Origin of the sequence: Amycolatopsis bullii, assembly GCF_014654205.1 — a bacterium.
Taxonomy (GTDB): Bacteria; Actinomycetota; Actinomycetes; order Mycobacteriales; family Pseudonocardiaceae; genus Amycolatopsis; species Amycolatopsis plumensis.
On the sequence record NZ_BNAW01000026.1, the window covers coordinates 33,623 to 54,319 of the forward strand.

The 20,697-nt window shown below is 72.7% G+C and carries 14 protein-coding genes; 9 read left to right on the forward strand and 5 right to left on the reverse strand.

The genetic code is table 11. From position 1 onward, the window contains the following. The first annotated feature begins 12 nt into the window (after positions 1-12). Positions 13-2,448, forward strand: coding sequence for a GcvT family protein (locus IE317_RS26080; protein WP_191313979.1), 2,436 nt, complete (start codon positions 13-15; stop codon positions 2,446-2,448). Positions 2,449-2,542: 94 nt separating this feature from the next. Then, entirely contained in the window at positions 2,543-3,865 is a 1,323-nt protein-coding gene (locus tag IE317_RS26085) for a S1C family serine protease (protein ID WP_191313980.1), read from the forward strand. Position 3,866: 1 nt separating this feature from the next. Here the strand turns inward: IE317_RS26085 and IE317_RS26090 are convergent, their stop codons facing one another. Then, a complete protein-coding gene (locus IE317_RS26090; protein WP_191313981.1) occupies positions 3,867-4,244 on the reverse strand; it encodes a MarR family winged helix-turn-helix transcriptional regulator in 378 nt (125 codons plus the stop codon). A gap of 86 nt (positions 4,245-4,330) precedes the next feature. Here IE317_RS26090 and IE317_RS26095 point away from each other — a divergent pair, with 86 nt between their 5' ends. Then, complete coding sequence (locus IE317_RS26095) at positions 4,331-5,788, forward strand: MFS transporter (RefSeq protein ID WP_191313982.1); 1,458 nt, start codon at positions 4,331-4,333, stop codon at positions 5,786-5,788. A 154-nt stretch (positions 5,789-5,942) separates the two neighbouring features. Here the strand turns inward: IE317_RS26095 and IE317_RS26100 are convergent, their stop codons facing one another. After that, positions 5,943-7,319 (reverse strand): MFS transporter, encoded by a 1,377-nt coding sequence (locus IE317_RS26100; protein WP_191313983.1) that lies wholly within the window; start codon positions 7,317-7,319, stop codon positions 5,943-5,945. Then, on the reverse strand, positions 7,316-7,777 hold the full coding sequence (locus IE317_RS26105) for a carboxymuconolactone decarboxylase family protein (RefSeq protein ID WP_191313984.1): 462 nt from the start codon (positions 7,775-7,777) through the stop codon (positions 7,316-7,318). Before IE317_RS26105 ends, IE317_RS26100 begins: the two co-directional genes overlap by 4 nt. Before the next feature lie 47 nt (positions 7,778-7,824). Here IE317_RS26105 and pdxR point away from each other — a divergent pair, with 47 nt between their 5' ends. From pdxR to IE317_RS26120, 3 genes are all read left to right on the forward strand, one after another. Beyond that, on the forward strand, positions 7,825-9,225 hold the full coding sequence (gene pdxR / locus IE317_RS26110) for a MocR-like pyridoxine biosynthesis transcription factor PdxR (RefSeq protein WP_191313985.1): 1,401 nt from the start codon (positions 7,825-7,827) through the stop codon (positions 9,223-9,225). Positions 9,226-9,361: 136 nt separating this feature from the next. Continuing rightward, positions 9,362-10,945 carry a substrate-binding and VWA domain-containing protein gene (locus IE317_RS26115; RefSeq protein ID WP_191313986.1) on the forward strand — a complete coding sequence of 528 codons (1,584 nt, stop codon included), beginning with the start codon at positions 9,362-9,364 and terminating at the stop codon, positions 10,943-10,945. A gap of 12 nt (positions 10,946-10,957) precedes the next feature. Continuing rightward, a complete protein-coding gene (locus IE317_RS26120) occupies positions 10,958-12,700 on the forward strand; it encodes a hypothetical protein (RefSeq protein WP_191313987.1) in 1,743 nt (580 codons plus the stop codon). Here the strand turns inward: IE317_RS26120 and IE317_RS26125 are convergent. Continuing rightward, complete coding sequence (locus tag IE317_RS26125) at positions 12,694-13,431, reverse strand: class I SAM-dependent methyltransferase (RefSeq protein ID WP_229902920.1); 738 nt, start codon at positions 13,429-13,431, stop codon at positions 12,694-12,696. The genes IE317_RS26120 and IE317_RS26125 overlap by 7 nt on opposite strands. 45 nt (positions 13,432-13,476) lie before the next feature. On the opposite strand from IE317_RS26125, the gene IE317_RS26130 reads away from it, so the two are divergent. Next, positions 13,477-17,487, forward strand: a complete 4,011-nt coding sequence (locus tag IE317_RS26130; protein WP_191313988.1) for an alpha-(1->3)-arabinofuranosyltransferase — start codon at positions 13,477-13,479, stop codon at positions 17,485-17,487. A gap of 66 nt (positions 17,488-17,553) precedes the next feature. Here the strand turns inward: IE317_RS26130 and IE317_RS26135 are convergent, their stop codons facing one another. Next, the gene (locus tag IE317_RS26135) at positions 17,554-18,756 is read right to left on the reverse strand and encodes a lipopolysaccharide biosynthesis protein (RefSeq protein ID WP_191313989.1); all 1,203 of its coding nucleotides are present in this window, start codon (positions 18,754-18,756) and stop codon (positions 17,554-17,556) included. 70 nt (positions 18,757-18,826) lie between these two features. Here IE317_RS26135 and IE317_RS26140 point away from each other — a divergent pair, with 70 nt between their 5' ends. Further along, positions 18,827-20,509, forward strand: a complete 1,683-nt coding sequence (locus IE317_RS26140; protein ID WP_191313990.1) for a hypothetical protein — start codon at positions 18,827-18,829, stop codon at positions 20,507-20,509. 3 nt (positions 20,510-20,512) lie between these two features. Further along, positions 20,513-20,695, forward strand: coding sequence for a hypothetical protein (locus IE317_RS26145; protein WP_191313991.1), 183 nt, complete (start codon positions 20,513-20,515; stop codon positions 20,693-20,695). Positions 20,696-20,697: the final 2 nt, after the last annotated feature.

Genomic DNA, 20,697 nt, shown 5'->3' on the forward strand with positions numbered 1-20,697 from the left:
AGGAGATCCGCCATGACCGCACCGAAGGTCGTGATCATCGGCGCCGGCATCGTCGGCGCGAACCTGGCCGACGAGCTGACCGCCCGCGGCTGGACCGACGTCACCGTGCTCGACCGGGGCCCGCTGCCGCGCACCGGCGGGTCGACGTCCCACGCGCCCGGCCTGGTCTTCCAGACCAACGCGTCCAAGGCGATGACGGACTTCGCGAAGTACACCGTTTCGAAGTTCCTCGAGCTGGGCTGCTTCCTCCAGGTCGGCGGCATGGAGGTGGCCACCACCCCGGCCCGCTGGGAGGACCTCAAGCGCAAGCACGGCTGGGCGACGTCGTGGGGTGTTCCCGGCGAGCTGATCGACGCCGAGGAGTGCGTCCGCCGCTGGCCGCTGCTGGACGGTTCCCGGATCTTCGGTGCGCTGCACGTCCCGACCGACGGGCTCGCGCGGGCCGCCAAGGCGGTCGAAGTGCTCGCCGCGCGGGCCGGTGCGCGCGGCGCGAAGTTCATCGGCTCCACGCGCGTGACCGACGTGCTGCAGGAAGGGGGGCGCGTCACCGGCGTCCGGACCGGCCAGGGCGACTTCCCGGCCGACGTCGTGGTGTCGTGCGCCGGGTTCTGGGGCCGCGAGATCGGCGCGATGGCGGGCATGGACGTCCCGCTGCTGCCGCTGGCCCACCAGTACGTCAAAACCGGGCAGGTCGCGGAGCTCGTCGGGCGCAACACCGAGGAGGTCGAAGCGAGCCTGCCGATCCTGCGCCACCAGGACCAGGACCTGTACTTCCGCGAGCACGTCGACCGGCTCGGCATCGGCTCCTACGCCCATCGGCCGATGCCGGTCGACGAGTCCACGTTGGACCCGACGGTGACCGAGACGGCCATGCCGTCCATGCTGCCCTTCACCGAAGACGACTTCGCGCCGTCGTGGGAGGAGAGCAAGCTCCTGCTGCCCGCGCTGGGCGGGACGAAGGTCGAGGAGGGCTTCAACGGCATCTTCTCCTTCACCCCGGACGGCCAGTCGCTGGTCGGCGAGTCGGCCGACGTCCGCGGGTTCTGGCTGGCCGAGGCGATCTGGGTGACGCACTCCGCGGGCATCGCGAAGGCGGTCGCCCAGCTGCTGGTCGACGGACATTCCGAAGTGGACACCCACGACATCGACGTCCACCGCTTCGAAGAGGTCCAGCTGGCGCCGTCGTACGTGAGCGAGACGGCGCAGCAGAACTTCGTCGAGGTCTACGACATCCTGCACCCGCTGCAGCCCAAGCTGTCCCCGCGGGACCTGCGGGTGACGCCGTTCCACGCGCGGCAGCGTGAGCTGGGCGCGGTGTTCCTGGAGGCGGCCGGCTGGGAACGGCCGCACTGGTTCGAGGCCAACGCGCCACTGCTCGAGAAGCTCCCGCACGACGCCCACCCGCCCGCGCGGGACGCGTGGTCGGCGCAGTTCCACTCGCCGATCGCGGCGGCCGAGGCGTGGCACACGCGCAACGGTGTCGCGCTGTACGACATGACGCCGTTGAAGCGCGTGGAGATCAGCGGTGCGGGGTCCCTGGAGTTCCTGCAGTCGCTGACCACCAACCAGCTGGACAAGTCGGTCGGTTCGGTGACGTACACGCTGATGCTCGACTCCGCGGCCGGCGTGCGGAGTGACGTCACGGTCGCGCGGCTCGAGCCGGAGGTGTTCCAGGCCGGGATCAACGGCACCATCGACGTCGACCACTTCGTCAAGCACGCGCCCGCGGGGGTGCGGGTCCGGGACATCACCGGCGGGACGTGCTGCATCGGTGTCTGGGGACCGCTGGCGCGGGACCTCGTGCAGCCGCTGTCGCGCGAGGACTTCTCGCACACGGGCCTGAAGTACTTCCGGGCGCGCAAGGCCCGGATCGCCGGGGTGCCGGTGGTCGCGATGCGGCTGTCCTATGTGGGCGAGCTCGGCTGGGAGATCTACACGAGCGCGGACAACGGCCTGCGGCTGTGGGACGCGCTGTGGGCGGCCGGGCAGCCCCTCGGCGTCGTCGCGGCCGGGCGGGCGGCGTTCAACAGCCTGCGGCTGGAGAAGGGCTACCGGCTGTGGGGCACCGACATGACCACCGAACACGACCCGTACGAGGCCGGGCTGGCGTTCGCGGTCCGTCCCGCGAAGGGTGAGTTCCTGGGCCGGTCGGCCATCGAAGGCCGCAGTGAGGAGACGGCGTCGCGGCGGCTGCGGTGCCTGACGATCGACGACGGCCGCACGGTCGTGCTGGGCAAGGAACCGGTGTTCGTCGACGGCGTGGCCTCGGGGTACGTCACGAGTGCCGCGTACGGGTACACCGTCGGGCGGCCGATCGCCTACGCGTGGCTCCCGGCGTCGGCGGACATCGGCAGCAGCGTGGAGATCGAGTACTTCGGCCGCCGGGTCGCGGCCACCGTGGCCGCCGAGCCACTGGTCGACCCCGGCATGGAGCGGATCCGGCGGTAATCCACAGCAAGTCCATGGAAACGCACCAGGAAATTCTCAGGAAGGGGGCGTTTCCTGGTACGAGCCGGAGGCTTGTCGAGAGCTGGAGCTGTGCATGAGCGAGTACGACCGAGGACCGCAAGGTGGCGGCGAGTACCCGTACGGCTACGGCCAGGGCGGATACTCGTCCGAGTACTACGGCCGGAACGGCTACCCGCAGGACCAGGGCTACTACGCCCAGCAGCCGTACGAGCAGCCGCGTGACCAGTGGGGACGCCCGTACCCGCAACCGACCTACGCCTACCCGCAGCCCGCCTACCAGCCACCGCCGCGCCGGCGGCACCCGCTGCGTGCGCTGACCGTCGCGGTCGTCGCAATCGCGCTGGCCGTGGTCGCCGGGCTCGGGATCGGACACCTGATCTCCGGGCCGAACGCGCCCACCGCGGGCGGCAACCAGAACTTCGGCTTCTCCGGGCCGCCCCAGGCGGCCAAGACGGTGCTCGACGTCGACGCCGTGTCGGCCAAGGTCAACCCGGCCATCGTGAACATCAACACCGAGCTCGGGCTGCAGGGCGCGGCCGCGGCGGGCACGGGCATCGTGCTCACGGCGGACGGCGAGGTGCTGACGAACAACCACGTGGTCGCCGGCGCGACCAGCATCAAGGTCACCAGCATCGGCACCGGGGACACCTACCAGGCGGAGGTCGTGGGCTACGACCGCACCGAGGACATCGCCGTCCTGCAGCTGCGGGGCGCGTCCGGGCTGCCCACCGCGTCCCTCGGCGACTCGTCGACCGTGCAGGTCGGCGACCAGATCCTCGGCCTCGGCAACGCCGGCGGCCGCGGCGGCGACCCGGTGCCCGCGCCGGGCACGGTGACGGCGCTGGGCCAGTCGATCACCGCCTCGGACGAGTCCAGCGGGTCGTCGGAGCAGCTCACCGGGCTCATCCAGGTCCGGGCGAACATCGAGTCGGGTGACTCCGGCGGCCCGCTGGTCAACGCGGACGCCCAGGTCATCGGCGTCGACACCGCCGCGTCCACCGGCTACCAGCTGAACGGGCGGCGCAGCGGCGGCACCGGGCAGGGCTTCGCCATCCCGATCAACCAGGCCGTCGACATCGCCCACAAGATCGTCGGCGGGCAGGCGTCCGACAAGATCCACATCGGCAAGACGGCGTTCATCGGGGTTTCGGTGACGGACGGCCAGGGCGGGGCCAAGGTCCGCGAGGTGGTCCAGCGCGGGCCGGCGCAGAAGGCGGGCCTCGCGGCCGGCGACGTGATCACGGCCATCGACGGCAAACCGGTCGACTCGGCGACGACGCTGACGAACGTGATGGACACCCACCACCCCGGCGACCAGCTCACGGTGACGGTGACCGGCGCGGCCGGCGGTCAGCGGCAGCTCTCGGTCAAGGCCGTCGAAGGGCCGGTGGGCTGAACTAGCGCAGGGTTTCCTGAAGCACCTCGCGGTGCGTCTGCTTCGCCGCGACGTACTTCTCGCGGCCGGCGTCGGTGAGCGTGACGAAGATGCCGCGCCGGTCCACCTCGCACAGCGCGCGCTCGACCAGGCCCTCCTTCTCCAGGCGGGCGACCAGCCGGGAGGTGGCGCTCTGGCTGAGGTGGATGGCCTCGGTCAGGTCGGCCGAGCGGCACTTGAAGTCGCAGGTCGCGAGCCGTTCCAGGGCCTCGAACTCGTTCGCGCCGATGCCGTGGCGCTCCTGCAATCGGCACTCGAGCGTGCTGAACACGGCCGAGTAGCGGCCCAGCAGCTCGTGCCACTCCCGGACCAGGCCCTGTTCCACAGCGACGTCGCTCACGGCGACCAACTTAGCATGCGCGGACATCAGATGCAAACACATTTAATGCTTGGACATTAGATGCGCGCGCATGTAATGTCGCCGCCATGAGCTCTTCCGTGTCCTTGTCCACCACCTCGACCCGGTGGGACGCACGTCTCTGGGGTGTCCTGCTCACCGTTTCGATCGTCATCGGCCTCGACGCGCTCGACGTGTCGATGGTCGGGGTCGCGCTCCCGGCCATCCAGGCCGACCTCGGCCTGTCCACCAACGCGCTGCAATGGGTCGTCAGCGGCTACGTGCTCGGTTACGGCGGCCTGCTGCTGCTCGGCGGCCGCACGGCCGACCTGCTCGGCCGCCGCCGCGTGTTCCTCGTCGCCGTCGCGATCTTCGCGCTCGCCTCGCTGCTCGGCGGCCTCGTCGACGACGGCGCGCTGCTCATCGCGAGCCGCTTCATCAAGGGCCTGGCCGCCGCGTTCACGGCGCCGGCCGCGCTGTCCATCATCACCACGACGTTCCAGGAGGGCCCGGCCCGCAACAAGGCGATCAGCATCTTCGCCGTGTTCGGCGCCAGCGGCTACTCCGCGGGCCTGGTGTTCTCCGGCCTGCTGACCGAGGTCGGCTGGCGCTGGACGTTCCTGCTCCCCGCCCCGATCGCGCTGGTCGCGCTGGTGGCGGCGTGGAAGCTGATCCCGTCGTACCGCGCCGAAGAAGGCCGCGGCTACGACTTCCCGGGCGCCATCACCGGCGCCGCCGGTTCGCTGCTGCTGGTGTTCGGCGTGGTGGAGGCGCCGGAGATCGGCTGGGCGGCCCCGCGCACGCTGATCACGTTCGCCGTCGCGCTGGCGCTGCTGGTGACGTTCGTGGTCATCGAAAAGCGCAGCCGCCACCCGCTGCTGCGGCTGGGCATCCTGCGCTCGGGCCCGCTGGCCAGGGCCAACCTCGGCGGTGCGCTGTTCTTCGGCGCGTACATCGGCTTCCAGTTCGTCGTGATGCTGTACCTGCAGCGGGTCCTCGGCTGGTCGGCGCTGCAGACGGCGCTGGGTTTCCTGCCGGCGGCGCTGATCGTGGCGTTCGGGTCCCCGCGCATCGAGCCGCTGATCGACCGGGTGGGCACGCCCCGCACGATCTTCGCGGGCGTGGTCGCGCACGTCATCGGCTACGCGCTGTTCCTGCGCATCGACGAGCACTCGGGTTACGCGGGCAGCGTGCTGCCGAGCATGATCCTGCTCGGCATCGGCTTCACGCTGGCGTTCTCGTCGCTGAACATCCAGGCCACGGCCGGTATCGCGGACGACGAGCAGGGCCTGGCCGGCGGCCTGCTGAACACGTCCCTGCAGGTCGGCGGCGCGATCGGCCTCGCCGTCGTGACGGCGGTGCTGACCGCCAACGGCGGCCGTGAAGCTTCGCCGGCCGCGCTGCTGACCGGGCTGACGCCGGCCTTGAGCGTGGTCACCGGGATCGCGGTGCTGGGCCTGCTGATCGCGATCAGCGGCCTGGTGGCCCGCAAGCAGCCGGCCGAAGAGCCGGTCGTGGAGCAGGACCTGCTGGCCCTCGCGGACTGAGCCGGCCGAGGGGGGAGAACGCGGAAGGGCCACCATCGCGGGGGATGGTGGCCCTTCCGCACAGCCGGACCGCCTTGGGGAACACCGGGCGGAGCGAGCGGTCCGGCACCGGAACTTGTCGGTGTCCCCGGGTAGCGTGGAAATCGGGGGCTGCTCAGACAGTCACCGCCGCCCGCTCGGCGCCGCGGAATCGCAGCGCGGCCACCGCCGTCACCACGATCCCGGCCGCCGCCAGCAGCACCGCCGTCCGCAGACCGTCCACTGTGGCCGATCGCAGTGTCGCACCCGAAAGCCCGTGCGTGCCCGCGTTGGCCACCGCCACGAACACCGCCAGCCCCACCGAGCCGCCGACCTGCTGGGCCGTCGACGCCACTCCGGACGCCACTCCCCGGTCCGCCGCCGGGATCCCGGCCGTCGCCGCGCCGAACATCAGCGTGTAGCCCGCGCCCTGCCCCAGCCCCAGCACGACCAGCGCCGGCACCAGCTCCAGGTAGGACGCCTCCAGTGTCATCGACAACCCCAGCATGACCGCCCCGGCTCCGCCGACGACCAGGGACACCACCAGCGTCGGCCGGGTCCCGCAGCGGGTGGCCAGCCGGCCCGCGGCCTGCGAACCCGCGGCGATCGCCACCATCGGCACCCCGAACGCCAGCCCCGTCGCCAGCGCGCCGTAGCCGTGCACGCCCTGGAAGTACCCGGTGAGGAAGTACAGCAGCGTCCCGAACGTGCCCATGTAGAGGAACGTCACCACCACGCCCGTCCCGAGGTTGCGCTCCCTCAGCAGCCGCACCGGCAACAGCGGGTCGCGGCTGCGGCGCTCGATCACCGCGAACGCGGCTAGTGAAGCGAGACCGGCCAAAGCCGGGACCAGCACCGGCGTCCAGCCCAGCTCCGGGCCTTCGACCAGCGCGAACACCGCCAGCGTCGTGCCGAGGGTCGCGGTCAGCGCGCCGGTGAGGTCGAACCGGCGGCCCGGCTCCCGCGCGGGATCCGCCGCCAGCACCGGAAACGCGAGCAAAGCGGCGGCCGCGGCCAGCGGGACGTTCACGAAGAACACCGCCGCCCAGCCGAAGGCCTGCGTCAGCACCCCGCCCAGCAGCGAGCCGAGGATCATCCCGCTGCCGCCCGCGGTGCCCCACACCGCGAACGCGCGGTTGCGCTCGCGACCGGCCGCGAACGACGTGCTGACCAGGGTCAGCGTCGCCGGGAAGAGCAGCGCCCCGCCCAGGCCCTGGCCGGCCCGGGCCGCGATGAGCAGGCCGGGGGTCCCGGCCAGGCCGCCGGCCAGCGACGACACCGCGTAAAGCGCGCAGCCCAGCGCGAACATCCGGCGCGGGCCGAACAGGTCGCAGGCCCGCCCGCCGAGCAGGAGCGCCCCGCCGAACGCCACGGCGTAGGCACTCACCACCCACTGCAGGCTCTGGGCGCCGAACCCGAGCTCGCGGCCGATGTCCGGCAGCGCCACGTACACGATGTTGTAGTCCAGGGAAATGATCAGCTGGGCGAAGGCCAGCAACGCCAGGCGCTTCACCGGGCCACCCGCTCGTCCGTGCCCGGCACCTTCGCCGTCGTGATGGCGATGCGGTTCCACGTGTTGATGGTGAAGATCAGCGCGAGCAGCTGGGCCAATTCCTCTTCGCCGAACTCCTCGAGCGCGGCGGCGTAGACGTCGTCGGGGACGCCGCCGTCGTGGATGAGTGTGACGGCTTCGGTCAGCGCCAGCGCCGCCCGCTCCTTCTCGCTGAAGAAGTGGCCGGCCTCGCGCCACACCGCGACCATGTGCAGCCGCTCCTCGCTTTCGCCCGCCTTGCGGGCGTCCGAGGTGTGCATGTGCAGGCAGTACGCGCAGCGGTTGAGCTGCGACGCGCGGATCTGGACCAGCTCGACCAGCGCGGGGTCCAGCCCGGCGCGAGCGGCGGCGTCGAAGCCGATCAGGGCCTTGAAGGCCTTCGGGGCGGTCTTGGCGAAGTTGAGGCGGGAGTTCGTCATGACCAGAAATCTAGGGCCGGTTTGACCCACGTGTAGGGTGCATTTCCGTGGCAAAAGCGTGGGTCAATTCGGGGGAACGGCTCGGCGCCGACCTGCACCTGGAGCTGCCGGGTAGCGGCGGCAAGCGGGCCGCGCTCATCGCCGCCCTGCGGGACGCCGTCCGGGCCGGCCGGCTCGCCCCGGGCACCCGGCTGCCGCCGTACCGGTCGCTGGCCGCGGACCTCGGGCTGGCCCGCAACACCGTCGCCGACGCCTACGCCGAGCTGGTCGCCGAAGGCTGGCTCACCGCCGTCCAGGGTTCCGGCACCCGCGTCGCCGAGCGCGCCGAGCCGCTGAAGCCGGTCCGAACCCCGAAAAAGGCGCCAGGAGCGCCGAAACCGGCGTACAACCTCCGGCAAGGACAACCGGACGCGACGTCGTTCCCGCGCACCGAATGGCTCGCCGCCGCGCGACGGGCGCTGAACGTGGCTCCGCACGACGCCTTCGGTCCCGGCGATCCGCGCGGCCGCCCGGAACTGCGGGAAGCACTGGCCCAGTACCTCGCGCGGGCCCGGGGCGTGCGGACGTCACCGGAGCGGATCGTCGTGTGCTCGGGGGTCGCCCACGCCCTGCGGCTGCTGTTCCCGGCCGTGCTGCCGGGACCGCTCGCCGTGGAGTCCTACGGCCTCGCGTTCCACCGCTCGATCTTCGCCGCCGCCGGCGTGCGGACCATTCCGCTGGCCCTGGACGAACACGGCGCACGCGTCGAGGACCTCGACGTCCCGGCGGTGCTGCTGACGCCCGCCCACCAGTTCCCGACCGGCGGCCCGCTGCACCACGACCGCCGCACCGCGGTCGCCGGCCACGTCCGCGCGACCGGCGGGGTGCTCGTCGAGGACGACTACGACGGCGAGTTCCGCTACGACCGCAAACCCGTCGGCGCGGTCCAGGGCCTCGACCCGGAGCACGTCGTCTACGCCGGTTCGGTGAGCAAGAGCCTCTCGCCCGCGGTGCGCCTCGGCTGGCTGGTGCTGCCCGGGCACCTCGTCGACCCCGTGCTCGCCGTGAAGGGCGAGCGCGAGGCGTGGGCGGGCGTGCTCGGCCAGCTCACCCTGGCCGAATTCCTGGCTTCGGGCGGGTACGACCGGCACATCCGCCGGATACGCCAGCACTACCGCCGCCGGCGCGACCGGCTCGTCACGGCGCTCGCCGAGCGGGCACCGCACGTGACGCCGACCGGCATCGCCGCCGGGCTGCACGCCGTGCTCCGCCTCCCGCCGGGCACCGAAAACACCGCGCTGAAGGCGGCGGCCTGGCAAGGACTGGCGCTCGACGGGCTGGCCGCCTTCCGGCACCCGGACAGTACTATGTCCACAATGGACGGCTTGGTCGTCGGCTACGCGGCCCCGCCCGAACACGCCTACCCGGCGGCCCTCGACGCGCTGTGCCGCGCGCTGCCGCCCGCGTGAGAGCACCGCGAACCGGCCGCACCCCGCCATTTCCTCACCGGCAGCTCACGTGCCGGCGGTGACGTTCTGCTTCCGGTACTGGCTTCCCGCGCACCCGGCTGGCAAGCTGCCAGCACCTCACGAGGAAGGACGTGCATTGGCGGCACACCCGGCGCGGGCCCGGCGGATCGACGCACGGGTCGTCGTCCTGAGCGCGCTGCTGGTGGTCGCCCTGCTGGCGTGGGCCGGGGTCGACTACCTGAAGAACCGGCTGGCCGGGAGCGGCTGCGACACGACCACTCAGGTGCACCTCACGGCCGCGCCGGACATCGCGCCGGTGCTGACCGAGCTCGCCCGGACCGTCCCGGAGCGGGACTGCTACGCCGTGGAGGTCACCGCCGGCCCGTCGACGGCCACCGCCACCGCCCTCGAGGCGAACGGCGCGAACGGCCCCGACGTCTGGGTGCCGGAGTCGAGCACCTGGCTGCTGCAGGCCCGCGACGGCGGCGCGTGGAACCTCCCCGAGTCCGGCCAGCCGGTGGCGAGCTCGCCGGTGGTGCTGGCGCTGACCGAAGACGTCGCGAAGAAAGCCGGCTGGCCGGCGAAGTCGCCGTCGTGGGCGGACGTGCTCGCGCGGAGTCCCGTCGGGCTGCCCGATCCGGGCCGGGACCCGGCCGCCATCGGCGCGCTGATCGGCCTGCAGCAGCTGACCAAAGACGCGCCCGACCCGGCGGCGGCGTTCACCGAGGAGATCCGCAAGCTGTCGGCGGTGAAGGAGCCGTACCCCGCTTGGCCGGCGTCGGAACAGTCGGTGCTGTCCCGCAAGCTCGTCGCCGCCTACCCCGCCGCCGGCGTCCCGAGCTTCGACTACCCGTACGTCGTGCTGCCACGGGCTTCGGAGGCCTCGCGCTCGGCGGCCGAGCGGTTCCTGCGGCTGCTGCTCGACCAGACCGCCACCAAGGCGTTCGCGGACGGCGGGTTCCGCACGCCGTCCGGGCAGCTGCTCGGCGAGCTCGGGTCCGGCAACACCCGCACCGACGCGGCGCCGCGCCCGGCCGGCCCGCCCGCGCCCGAAGCGATGTACGGCGTGCTCCAGGCGTGGGCCGGGGCGAACCTGAGCGCCCGCGTCCAGGTGCTGCTCGACGTGTCCGGCTCGATGGCCGCCACGGTGCCCGGCACCGGCCGCAGCCGGATGGCGCTGACGCTCGAAGCCGCGACGCAGGGGCTCGGGCTGTTCAAGCCGACCAGCGAGATCGGCCTCTGGCTGTTCTCGACCAAGCTGGACGGCACCAAGGACTACAAGGAACTGCTGCCGATGCGCTCGATCGCCCAGCAGCTCGCCGCGGGCGGGGTGGCGACGCTGCAGGCGGTGAAGCCGAAGCCCGGCGGCGCGACCGGGCTGTACGACTCGATCCTCGCCGCGTACCAGAACGCCCGGCAGAGCTGGCAGCTCGGCCGGATCAACGTCGTCGTCGTGCTCACCGACGGCCGCAACGAGGACGACGACTCGATCGGGCTGCCCGGCCTGCTCGCCGAGCTCGGCCGGCTGCAGGACCCGCGGAAACCGCTGCCCGTGATCGGCATCGGCATCGGCCCGGACATCGATTCGAGCGAGCTGAAGCAGATCTCGGCCGCGACCGGCGGCGACTCTTTCACCACGCCGGACCCGCGCAAGATCTCCGACGTCTTCTACCAGGCACTGAGCAAGCTCATGTGCCAGCCGCCCGCCTGCAAGAAGTGAGGGATCCCCGTGTTGGTGGAGATCGAAAAGCCCGCGCCACGGGTGACCCGAAGACCGTCCGCGCTGGTCTTCGCCGCGTTCGTGGCCGGGGTGGTGCCGTTCGTCTTCCACGCCTGGGCGGCGCTGCACGGCAACTTCGCGCAGGACGACTTCGTCATGACCTACCGCGCGGCCTTCGCCGGGCCGTTCGACCTCGGCTACCTCTTCCAGGACTACCACGGGCACCTGATGCCCGGCGGGTTCTTCCTGGCGGCGGTGATGACGTGGTGGGCGCCGCTGAACTTCCCGCTCATGATGGCGCCGGTGCTGCTGATGCGGGCCGCGGCGACCGTGCTGTTCTGGTGCCTGCTGGTGCGCTGCTTCGGCCGCCGCTGGGCGATCCTCGTCCCGTTCACCGTGTTCACGGCGTCGACATTGCTGCTGGTCCCGACGCTGTGGTGGGCGTACGGCTCCCAGGTCGTCCCGGTGGTCCTGGCGGCTGCCGGTGCCCTGTACTGGCACGTCCGCTACCTGCGTGACGGCGGCCGGTGGTGGATCGGCACGTTCCTGTGGACGCTCTTCGGGCTCGCGTTCTACGAAAAAGCTGTGGTAGTTCCGGTGCTGCTGGCCGGGGTGACCGTCCTGCTCGGACAGTCCTTCCGGGACCGATGGCGCTACTGGGCGGGACACGCGGTGCTGCTCGCCGCGTTCGTCGCCGGTTACCTCGCGCTGACGTCGAGCCAGGTCACACCCGGCGGGCCGCCGATGACCGCCGGGACCGTCGCCGACCTGACCGGCCGGATGCTCGGCGACACCTTCCTGCCCGGGCTGGCCGGCGGGCCGTGGTCGGGGCCCGGTCCGGGCGCGACCTGGGCGCCCTCGCCGTTCGGGGTGGTGGTCCTGCTGATCGCCGCGGCCCTGGCACTGCTGGTGACCGGCGTGCGCGTGGGCGGCCGCCGGGCCTGGCGGGCGTGGGCGCTGCTCGGGCTGCTGTTCGCCGTGGACGTCGGGCTGCTGGCGGCGACGCGGCTGCGCGAAGTCGGCCCGGCCGCCGGGGACGACCCGCGGTACCTCGCCGAACTGGCGTTCGTGGCCGCCCTGTGCGGCGCTTTCGCTTTCCTGCAGCCGAACGGCACTGCGCCGTCCGGACGCACCCGGGAGCGGCCGATCGCGCTGGTCGTGTGTGTGCTTCTGCTCGCCAGTTCCGTCGCCGGGTTTTCCCGGCTCGCCCCGGCGATGCGGTTCGACCGTTCCGGGCAGTACCTCGGGAACGTGCGCGCGGCCGTGGCGGAGGACCCCGATCTCGTCTTCTACGACAACTTCGTGCCGAACGACGTGGTCCACGAGTGGTTCGGCGCGGACTCGCAGGCGTCCCGGGTCGCCGGCCTGGTGCCCGGCACGCACTTCGACCAGCCGACGAACCGGATGCACCTGCTCGACGCGACCGGCACCCCGCACCTGATCACCGGTGTGGCCGCGGAGTCCCGCGGCCTGCCGGGACCGGTGCCGGACTGCGGGTACACGGTCGGCGAAACGCCGGTGAGCGTTCCGCTCGACAAACCGATGCTCGGCAGGCACCTGCTGAAGATCGACTACTTCACCCGTGACGGCGGGGAAGGGCTGGTCGACCGGACGCCGGTGTGGTTCCAGGCCGGGCTGCACTCGCTGTACCTGCCGGTGGACGGCCTCTTCGACCACATCGGCGTGCAGCTGTCGAACCCGGGCGCGCCGGTGTGCGTCGCGCGGGTCGAGGTCGGGAAGCCGGTGACTCAGTAGGGGTCGTACGGGCTGTCGTGCCCGAGCAGCCGCGCGAGCGGCCGCAACCGCAGGCGCAGCAGCACCTTGACCACGACGTTGCGCAGGAACCACGGCAGCTGCGCCAGCACGCGCAGGCGGTCCGCCGTCGACGGTGGCGCCAGCCGGAACCGCGCCAGCGACGACGCCCGGTCCACATAGGTGTACCGCCGTCCGAAGAGGACCTTCGCGATCGTGCCCAGCGTGACGCCGATCGAGGAGAAGCAGTCGTGGACCAGGATTTCCGCGCCCGGCGGCAGGTGTGCCGACCAGCGCAGGTCGTCGGTGTAGGTCCAGTAGTCGTGCTTGCCGTCGATGTAAAGCAGCTGTATGGGCCGATCCCAGTCAGGGCGCAGTTTCGTGCTGTAACCGGCGACGAGTTCGACGACGTCGTCCAGCCCGGCTTGGCGGATGTTGCGCTCGAACAGCCGGCGCGTCGGCGATCCGCCGAACAGGCGGCCGTCCACGAAGGGGTCGACGGCGATCACCGTGGCGCCGGCCGTGCGCGCCGCCGCGCCGAGGACGATCGTGGATCTGCCCTGGTGGCTGCCGATTTCCAGGACGACATCGCCCTTCTCCAGGCGGCACACGGCGTCCCACAGCGCTTCGCCCTGGGCGCGCGTCATCCAGCCCTTGACCGGCTCGGCCAGAGCCCAGGCATCGTCGAAGGAGATGGCGCACCTGCCTGAGGTCGGGAACTGTGTCTCCAGCAAAACTGTCGGCACATGGTAGCCAGGTTTCGGCCTAGTATCTACCGGATGGTAACCGCCACCCGCGAACGGTCCCGGGACGACGCCCCGCCCTCCGGCGGCGCCCGGAAGTTTTCGGTGGGCGCGTTCTTCCGCCGGCCCAGCACGTGGATCGTGCTGGCGTTGACCACGTTGTCGTTCCTGCAGATGCCGGGGAAGACGACGTTCGACACCAAACTGGACCTCGCCGTCGACCCGCTCGCCTTCCTCGGGCGCGCCCTGCACCTGTGGAACCCCCAGGCCACCGCGGGGGAACTGCAGAACCAGGCGTACGGCTACCTGTTCCCGATGGGGCCGTTCTTCGCCCTGTGCCAGGCCGTCGGCATGCCGGCGTGGATCGCGCAACGGCTGTGGGGCGCGGTCCTGCTCTCGGCCGCGTTCGGCGGCGCGCTGCTGCTGGCGCGGGCGATGAAGATCGGCACCGAGCGCACGCGGCTGATCGGCGCGCTCGGCTACGCGCTCGCGCCGCGCATGCTGACCGAAATCGGCGGCCTGTCCGCGGAAATGCTGCCCGCGGTGCTGCTGCCGTGGGTGCTGGTGCCGCTCGTGCGGGCCGGGGCGATCGGCTCGCCGCGGCGGGCCGCCGGGCTGTCCGCGCTGGCCGTGCTGGGCATGGGCGGCGTCAACGGCGCGATGGTGGTGATGGCGCTCGTCCTGCCGGGACTGTGGCTGCTGACCCGCCGGTGGACGCGGGCGCACGTCGAACTGGTGCTGTGGTGGTTCGTCTTCGTCGTCGGGGCGACGCTGTGGTGGATCCTGCCGCTGCTGCTGCTCGGCGAGTACAGCCTGCCGTTCCTGGACTACATCGAGTCCGCGACGAACACCACCGCGCCGATGTCGCTGTTCGAGGTGCTGCGCGGGACCAACCAGTGGGTCGCCTACGTCGTGCAGGGCACGCCGTGGTGGCCGGGCGGCTGGTCGCTGATCGACAACCCGGTCCTGATGCTCGCCACCGGGCTCGTCGCCGGCGTCGGCCTGTTCGGGCTGACCCGGCGCGGCCTGCCCGAACGGCGGTTCCTCGTGCTCGGCGTCGTCACCGGGCTGACCCTGCTGACCATCGGCTACGTCGGCTCGCTCGACAGCCCGCTCGCCGAGCAGGTCCGGCACCTGCTCGACGGGCCGCTCGCCCCGCTGCGCAACGTGCACAAGTTCGAGCCGGTGCTGCGGCTGCCGCTGATGCTGGCGTTCGTGCACGGCATCGCCGGCCCGGTTCCGGTGAAGTCCGTGCGCCGGTTCCTGCGGCCCGCGCTGGGCCTGCTGCTGGTGCTGGTGATGGCCGCGCCGGCGTGGCTGCTGAACCTGCGCTCCGGCCCGGGCTGGGACGCGGTGCCCGGCTACTGGTACGACGCGATGGGTTACGTCGCCAAGGCGGATCCGAACGCGCGGACGCTGCTGCTGCCGGCCACCGGGTTCGGCGAGTACGAGTGGGGCCGCACGGTCGACGAGCCCGCGCAGGCGATCGCGCGGAGCCCGTGGGCGGTCCGCAACCAGGTGCCGCTGGGCTCCGAGGGGAACACGCGGCTGATGGACTCCGTGGACGCGGCGCTCGCCGACGGCCGCGGCGACCCCGGGCTCGCCGCGCTGCTCGCGCGCTCCGGGTACCGGTTCCTGCTGCTGCGCAACGACATCGACCGCGAGCGGACCGCCGCCCCGCCCGTCGCGACCCTGCGGGCCGGGCTGGCCGGCTCACCGGGCATCGCGAAGGCGGCCGAGTTCGGCCCCCTCGAGGTCTACGAGGTGCGCAAGCCGGTGCTGCTCGCCACCGCGACGTCCACAACGGACGTCCCGACGGTCAGCGGCGGCCCGGAGAATTTGCTGCCGCTGATCGACTCCGGCCAGCTCGACCCGGCGACGCCAACGGTGCTCACCGGCGACGGCGGGTCGCCGGGCGGCCCGCGGCTGGTGACCGACGGCCTGCGCCGGGCCGAGCGGAACGTCGGCGGCGTCCGCGACAACCTCAGCCAGACCCTGACCGCGGGCGAGGCCTACCGCCAGCAGCGCGCGGCGGGCGACCTGCTGCCGTTCCCCGGGCCGGAGCACCAGACCGTGGCCGCCTACCGGGGCATCCGCTCGGTGACCGCGTCGACCGCGGCGTCGTTCGCCGACGCCTTCGGCGGGTCCGATCCCTCGCACCAGCCGTTCGCGGCGATCGACGGCGACCCGCGCACGGCGTGGCACTCGTCGTCGTTCACCGGGCCGATCGGCCAGTGGCTCGAGGTCGAACTGGACACCCCGCGCCTGGTGACCTCGGTGAACCTGCAGCTGGTGGACGACCTGCGGGTGGGCTGGCCCGCCACGAGGATCCGGATCACCACCGACAACGGCTCGGTCGACCAGCCGGTGATCCGCGGCGCCGGGCCGCACGAGTACTCCGTCGCCGGCGGCGTCACCCGCAAGGTGCGGATCACGCTGCTGTCGCTGGTGGTCGGGCGGCAGGACGGCAACGTCGGCGTCGCGGAGCTGCAGATCCCCGGTACCGAACCGCAGCGAGCCCTGGAAGTGCCCGCCGACCTGCCGACCGGGCCGGCGCCCGGGTTCGCGTTCACGCGCGGCCCGCAGCCGCGGTACGCCTGCCTGCCCCTCGGTGCGGCCGTGCGGTGCGACGCCGCCGCGGCCCGCGACGGCGAAGAACCCGACGGCATCCGGCGGCTGTTCAGCACCCCGGCCGAGCAGACGTACCTGGTCGGCGGCACGGTGCTGCCGGCGGGCGGTGGCCGCAACCCGGTGTCGCTGCCCGGGGTCACCGTGGCGTCGACGTCCCAGCTGGGCGGCGACCCGGCGGCCGCGGGGTTCGCGGCCGTGGACGGCGATCCCGGCACGACGTGGCGGCCCGACGTCACCGACCTGCGGCCGGCGCTGACGCTCGGGTGGGCGGCACCGAAGCGGATTTCGGGGCTGCACATCGCGGTTTCGCCGTCGAGCGGGGCGCGGGCGCCGCGGCAGGTGCAGCTGGTGGGCCGGTCGGCGACGCGGACCGTGCAGCTCGACGCGGGCGGGTCCGCGTCCTTCGAGCCACTGGACACCGACCAGCTGCAGCTCGTGCTGCCGGGCGACGACGACGATCCCGCGGCGCGCGCGGTGGTGGGCATCGGCAGCCTCACGCTGTCCGGCAGCGACGGCCTGCTCCCCGCGCCGGACCCGGCGTTCACGGTGCCGTGCGGCGCCGGGCCGAACGTCCACCTGGACGGGCTCGACTACCGGACGTCGGTGCAGGGCAAGCTGTCCGACATCACCGCGCACCGGCCCCTGTCCCTGGGGATGTGCCGCGATTCCGAGGGCGGCATCGCGCTGCCGGCCGGCGGGCACGAGCTGCGGACGGACCGGTCGGAGTCGTTCGTGGTCCAGGACCTCTGGCTGCGCCCGGCGGGTGACGCGGCGCCGCCGGTCCACCGCGCGGTGCAGGTGGGCGACTGGGACGCGGCGTCGCGGTCGGTGACGGTGGGGCCGGGTGCGGAGGCGGTGCTGGCCGTCCCGGAGAACGCGAACGCCGGCTGGACGGCCACTTTGGACGGTCAGCAGCTGACCCGCACCCGCGTGGACGGCTGGCAGCAGGCGTGGATCGTCCCGGCGGGCGCGGGCGGGGTGGTGTCGCTGTCGTTCACCCCGGACGCGCACTACCGGCTGAGCCTGCTGATCGGCGCGGCGGCGGTGCTGGTGTTGCTGGCGGGCGTGGCGTGGCCGGCGCGCCGGCGCCGGTTCACGATCTCGGCGGGCGGTGCTGCGACACCGGTCGTGCTGATCGGGTTGCTGGTGGCGCTGGGCGGGATGCTGCCGGTGGTGCTGCTGATCGCCTGCCTGCTGGCCCGCCAGTTCTCGGAGCGGGCCCCGAGGTACCTGGCGTTCGGCGGCATGGCGCTGGCGGCGGCCGTGTCGGTGACGGGGCGGATCCTGGGCCACGGCCAGGACTGGGCGTACGGCCCGGTCACGCAGGCAGCGCTCCTGCTGGCCGCGGCCGCGACGGTGGCGACGTGCGTGGACTGGTTCGTCCGCAAGGAAAACCCCACCGAGCCGACCGCCTGACCCCGCGATCCGCCAGACCCGGATGCAGTGAATGACTCATTCCTGGCGTCCGACGCCAGGAATGAGTCATTCACTGCGGCGGGGCCGGAACTCGAGGAACGCTCCGGCCGCGGCGAGCGCGCCCGCGGTGCCGGCCGCCGCGGTGACCACCTGGGCGGGTGACCCGTGCAGCCACGTCGTGATCAGCAGAGCCTCGGCACCGACCGCCGACCACATCAGCAGCGTCACCCGGCGGTCGCCGTCCGCCAGGCGGGCGTACAGCAGGATCTGAACCAGTGCCAGCATCGAACCCGCCAGCGCGAACGGCCACACCGGCATCGCGCTGCCCGCGTACTTCGCCCCGCCGATCAGGCCCAGCAGCGACGGTCCGAGCACCAGCGACACCAGGAGCACCAGCGCGTCCAGGCCGCCGCACACCAGCAGGGCCACCGGCAGGACCCGGCGACGGCGGTCGGACACCGCGAACCGCGGCAGCACCAGCACTCCCACCGCCTGCGGCAGCCAGTACGCGATCTTCGTGACGATCGCTCCCAGCGCGTACTCGCCCGCCGCGCCCGCCGGAAGCGTGTGGCGGGCCAGGACCAGGTCCAGGTTGACCAGCAGCACCAGCGCGAGCATCGCCTGTGCCGTGTGGAAGACCTCGCCGCCGTGGCGGTCGGCCCAGCGGGGCCGCGGGCGGCCGCAGAGCTGCCAGCCCGCCACGACCACCGCCAGCGAACCGATCGCCGCCCCGGCCAGCGCCCCGGTCGGCGACCCCGAGACCACCAGCCCCACCAGCGAACCGCCGACCTTGCCCACGCCCTCCAGCGCGATCAGGCCGGAGAGCACCGCGAACCGGTGGCTGCCCTGCAGGAGACCGTGGAACACGCCCAGCAGCGTCAACGGCCCCAGCGCGGCCGTCACCAGCAGCGCCGGGGCCAGCGAGCCCAAGTGCAGCAGGAGCACCAGCAGCGGGCTCAGCGTCAACGCCGTCGTCGCGACGATCGCGCTCGTCACCAGGCCGAGCGCGAACAGCGAACCCTGCGAAAGCGACGGCGAGCGCGCCACCCGCAGGGCCACCACCGTCTGCAGGCCCATCGCCGGGACGACGCCGATCACCAGCACCGCCAGCAGCGAGCTCAGCTCCCCGAACGCGCCGGGCGCGAGGATCCGCGCGGCCGCCAGGCTCAGCACGTAACTGGCCGCGTTGTTGCCCGCGAGCGCGAGCGAGACGAGGATCGCCGCGACCCGGTTGCCGGTCCGGGCCGGGACTTCGGTGTCTACGCTCAACGGCGGGCTCCCATTACCGGCGGGTAATGACCAGGGACGATAACCGCGCGCGCACCGGAAAGGAAGGCCCGTGAACGCACCGAGCAGGCGAGCGGCCCTTCCCGTGCTGGCCGCCGCGCTGGCCTTCGCCGTCTGCGCGCCCCTGCTCGGCCGCGGCTTCGTGCTGAGCTACGACATGGTGTTCGCGCCACGGCAGTACTTCGTGCCGGACGCCTTCGGGGTCGGCGGCACGCTGCCGCGGTCCGTCCCCGCCGACGCCGCCGTCGCGCTCGCCACCACCGTGCTGCCCGGCGACCTCGTCCAGAAGATCGTCCTGCTCCTGGCGATCTTCTTCGCCGCACTCGGCGCCGGACGGCTCGTCCCCACCGAGCACCTGGGCACCCGGCTCGTCGCGGCGACGGCCTACGCCTGGACGTCGTACCTCGCCGAACGGCTGTTCATCGGGCACTGGCCGCTTCTGCTGACGTACGCGGCCCTGCCGTGGATCGCCGCCGCAGGACTCGCCGCGCGTCACCACGAACCCCGTGCCCTGCCGAGGCTGGTGATCGCGTGCGCCCCGGCCGTGCTGACCCCGCCGGGCGGTGTCCTCGCGGCCGCCGTCATGGTCGTGGCCGCCGGTTCGCGGCGGCTCTGGCAGACGGTTCCGCTCGCCCTCGTGCTCAACCTGCCCTGGCTGGTCCCGGCGTTCCGCAACGCCGGCGGGACGTTCTCCGACCCGGACGGCGTCACGGCGTTCAGCGCCCGCGCCGAAAGCTGGGGTCCCGCGCTGCTGAGCGTGCTCGGGCTCGGGGGTATCTGGAACGCCGAAACCGTGCCGGCCAGCCGGGGCGTCCCACTGGTGCCGGTGCTGACGCTCGTCGTCGTCGCCATCGCGCTCGCCGGGCTCCGGCCGCTGGCGCAACGCTGGGGCACGGCGCCGGTCCGGTCCCTGACCGCACTCGGCGTCGTGGGTGTTCTCCTGGCCTCGCTGGCGACCTTGCCGGGCGGGAACGCGCTGCTGACCGCCGCGACGCGGTACCTGCCCGGTGCCGGGCTGCTGCGTGACGCGCAGAAGTGGGTGGCGTGGTGGGCGTTGCCGCTCGCGCTGGGCTTCGCGCTGGCCGTCGAATTCGCCGCGGCGAAGCTGAAAACCGCGCGGGGCCGCGTCGCCCTGGTGGTGGCGGCGGCCGTTTTCCCGCTGCTGACCATGCCGGACCTCGCGTGGGGCGGCTGGGGACGGCTCGGCACCGCGCAGTACCCGGCCGACTGGCAGGCCGTGTCCGAAAAGCTCGGTGACCGGCCGGGAGACGTGCTCGTGCTGCCGCTTTCGGCGTTCCGCGGGTTCGCCTGGAACGACGACCGGACCCAGCTCGACCCGGCGCCGCGTGCGCTGCCGAAGCCCGTGCTGATGGACGACACGCTGCAGGTCGGTGCCGAGCGCGTCGCCGGTGAGGACCCGAGGATCGGCGACGTCCGCGCCGCGACCTCCGCGCGGGAGCTCACCGACGCGGGCATCGGCTGGATCCTCGTCGAACACGGGACACCGGGTTACGTCGATCCGCAGTTGCTTTCCGGCGCGACACCGGTGTGGTCGGGTGATTGGCTGACGCTGTACCGGACCCCGGGTGAGCCGGCGGTGAAAGCGGTCTCGTGGACGCCGGTGTTGCTGGCGAACGGAGTAGCGCTGGCGTTGCTGTGCGTCGCAGTGTTGTGCCGCATGTTACCGATGCGTACATTGGGCCGCGGCAGGATTCTCCCGCCGCGGAAGGAGTGACACGTGGGCACGGTCATCGGCGCGGTCGTCGCCGTCATCATCGGCGGCGGAGCGGCGACAGCGGGCGGTTTCGCCCTCATCACGACGGCCGACCCGGACACCGCCGCGCCGGTGCAGGAGAAGCTCAACGCGCAGGTGAAGTACAACCCTGCCGACTTCCCGCTCAAGCTCTACGGGGACCGCTGACG

Coding starts and splice junctions, on each gene's coding strand:
- IE317_RS26080 (WP_191313979.1), top strand. CDS start 13: ATGACCGCACCGAAGGTCGTGATCATCGGCGCCGGCATCGTCGGCGCG.
- IE317_RS26085 (WP_191313980.1), top strand. CDS start 2,543: ATGAGCGAGTACGACCGAGGACCGCAAGGTGGCGGCGAGTACCCGTAC.
- IE317_RS26095 (WP_191313982.1), top strand. CDS start 4,331: ATGAGCTCTTCCGTGTCCTTGTCCACCACCTCGACCCGGTGGGACGCA.
- IE317_RS26105 (WP_191313984.1), bottom strand. CDS start 7,777: ATGACGAACTCCCGCCTCAACTTCGCCAAGACCGCCCCGAAGGCCTTC.
- IE317_RS26130 (WP_191313988.1), top strand. CDS start 13,477: ATGGTAACCGCCACCCGCGAACGGTCCCGGGACGACGCCCCGCCCTCC.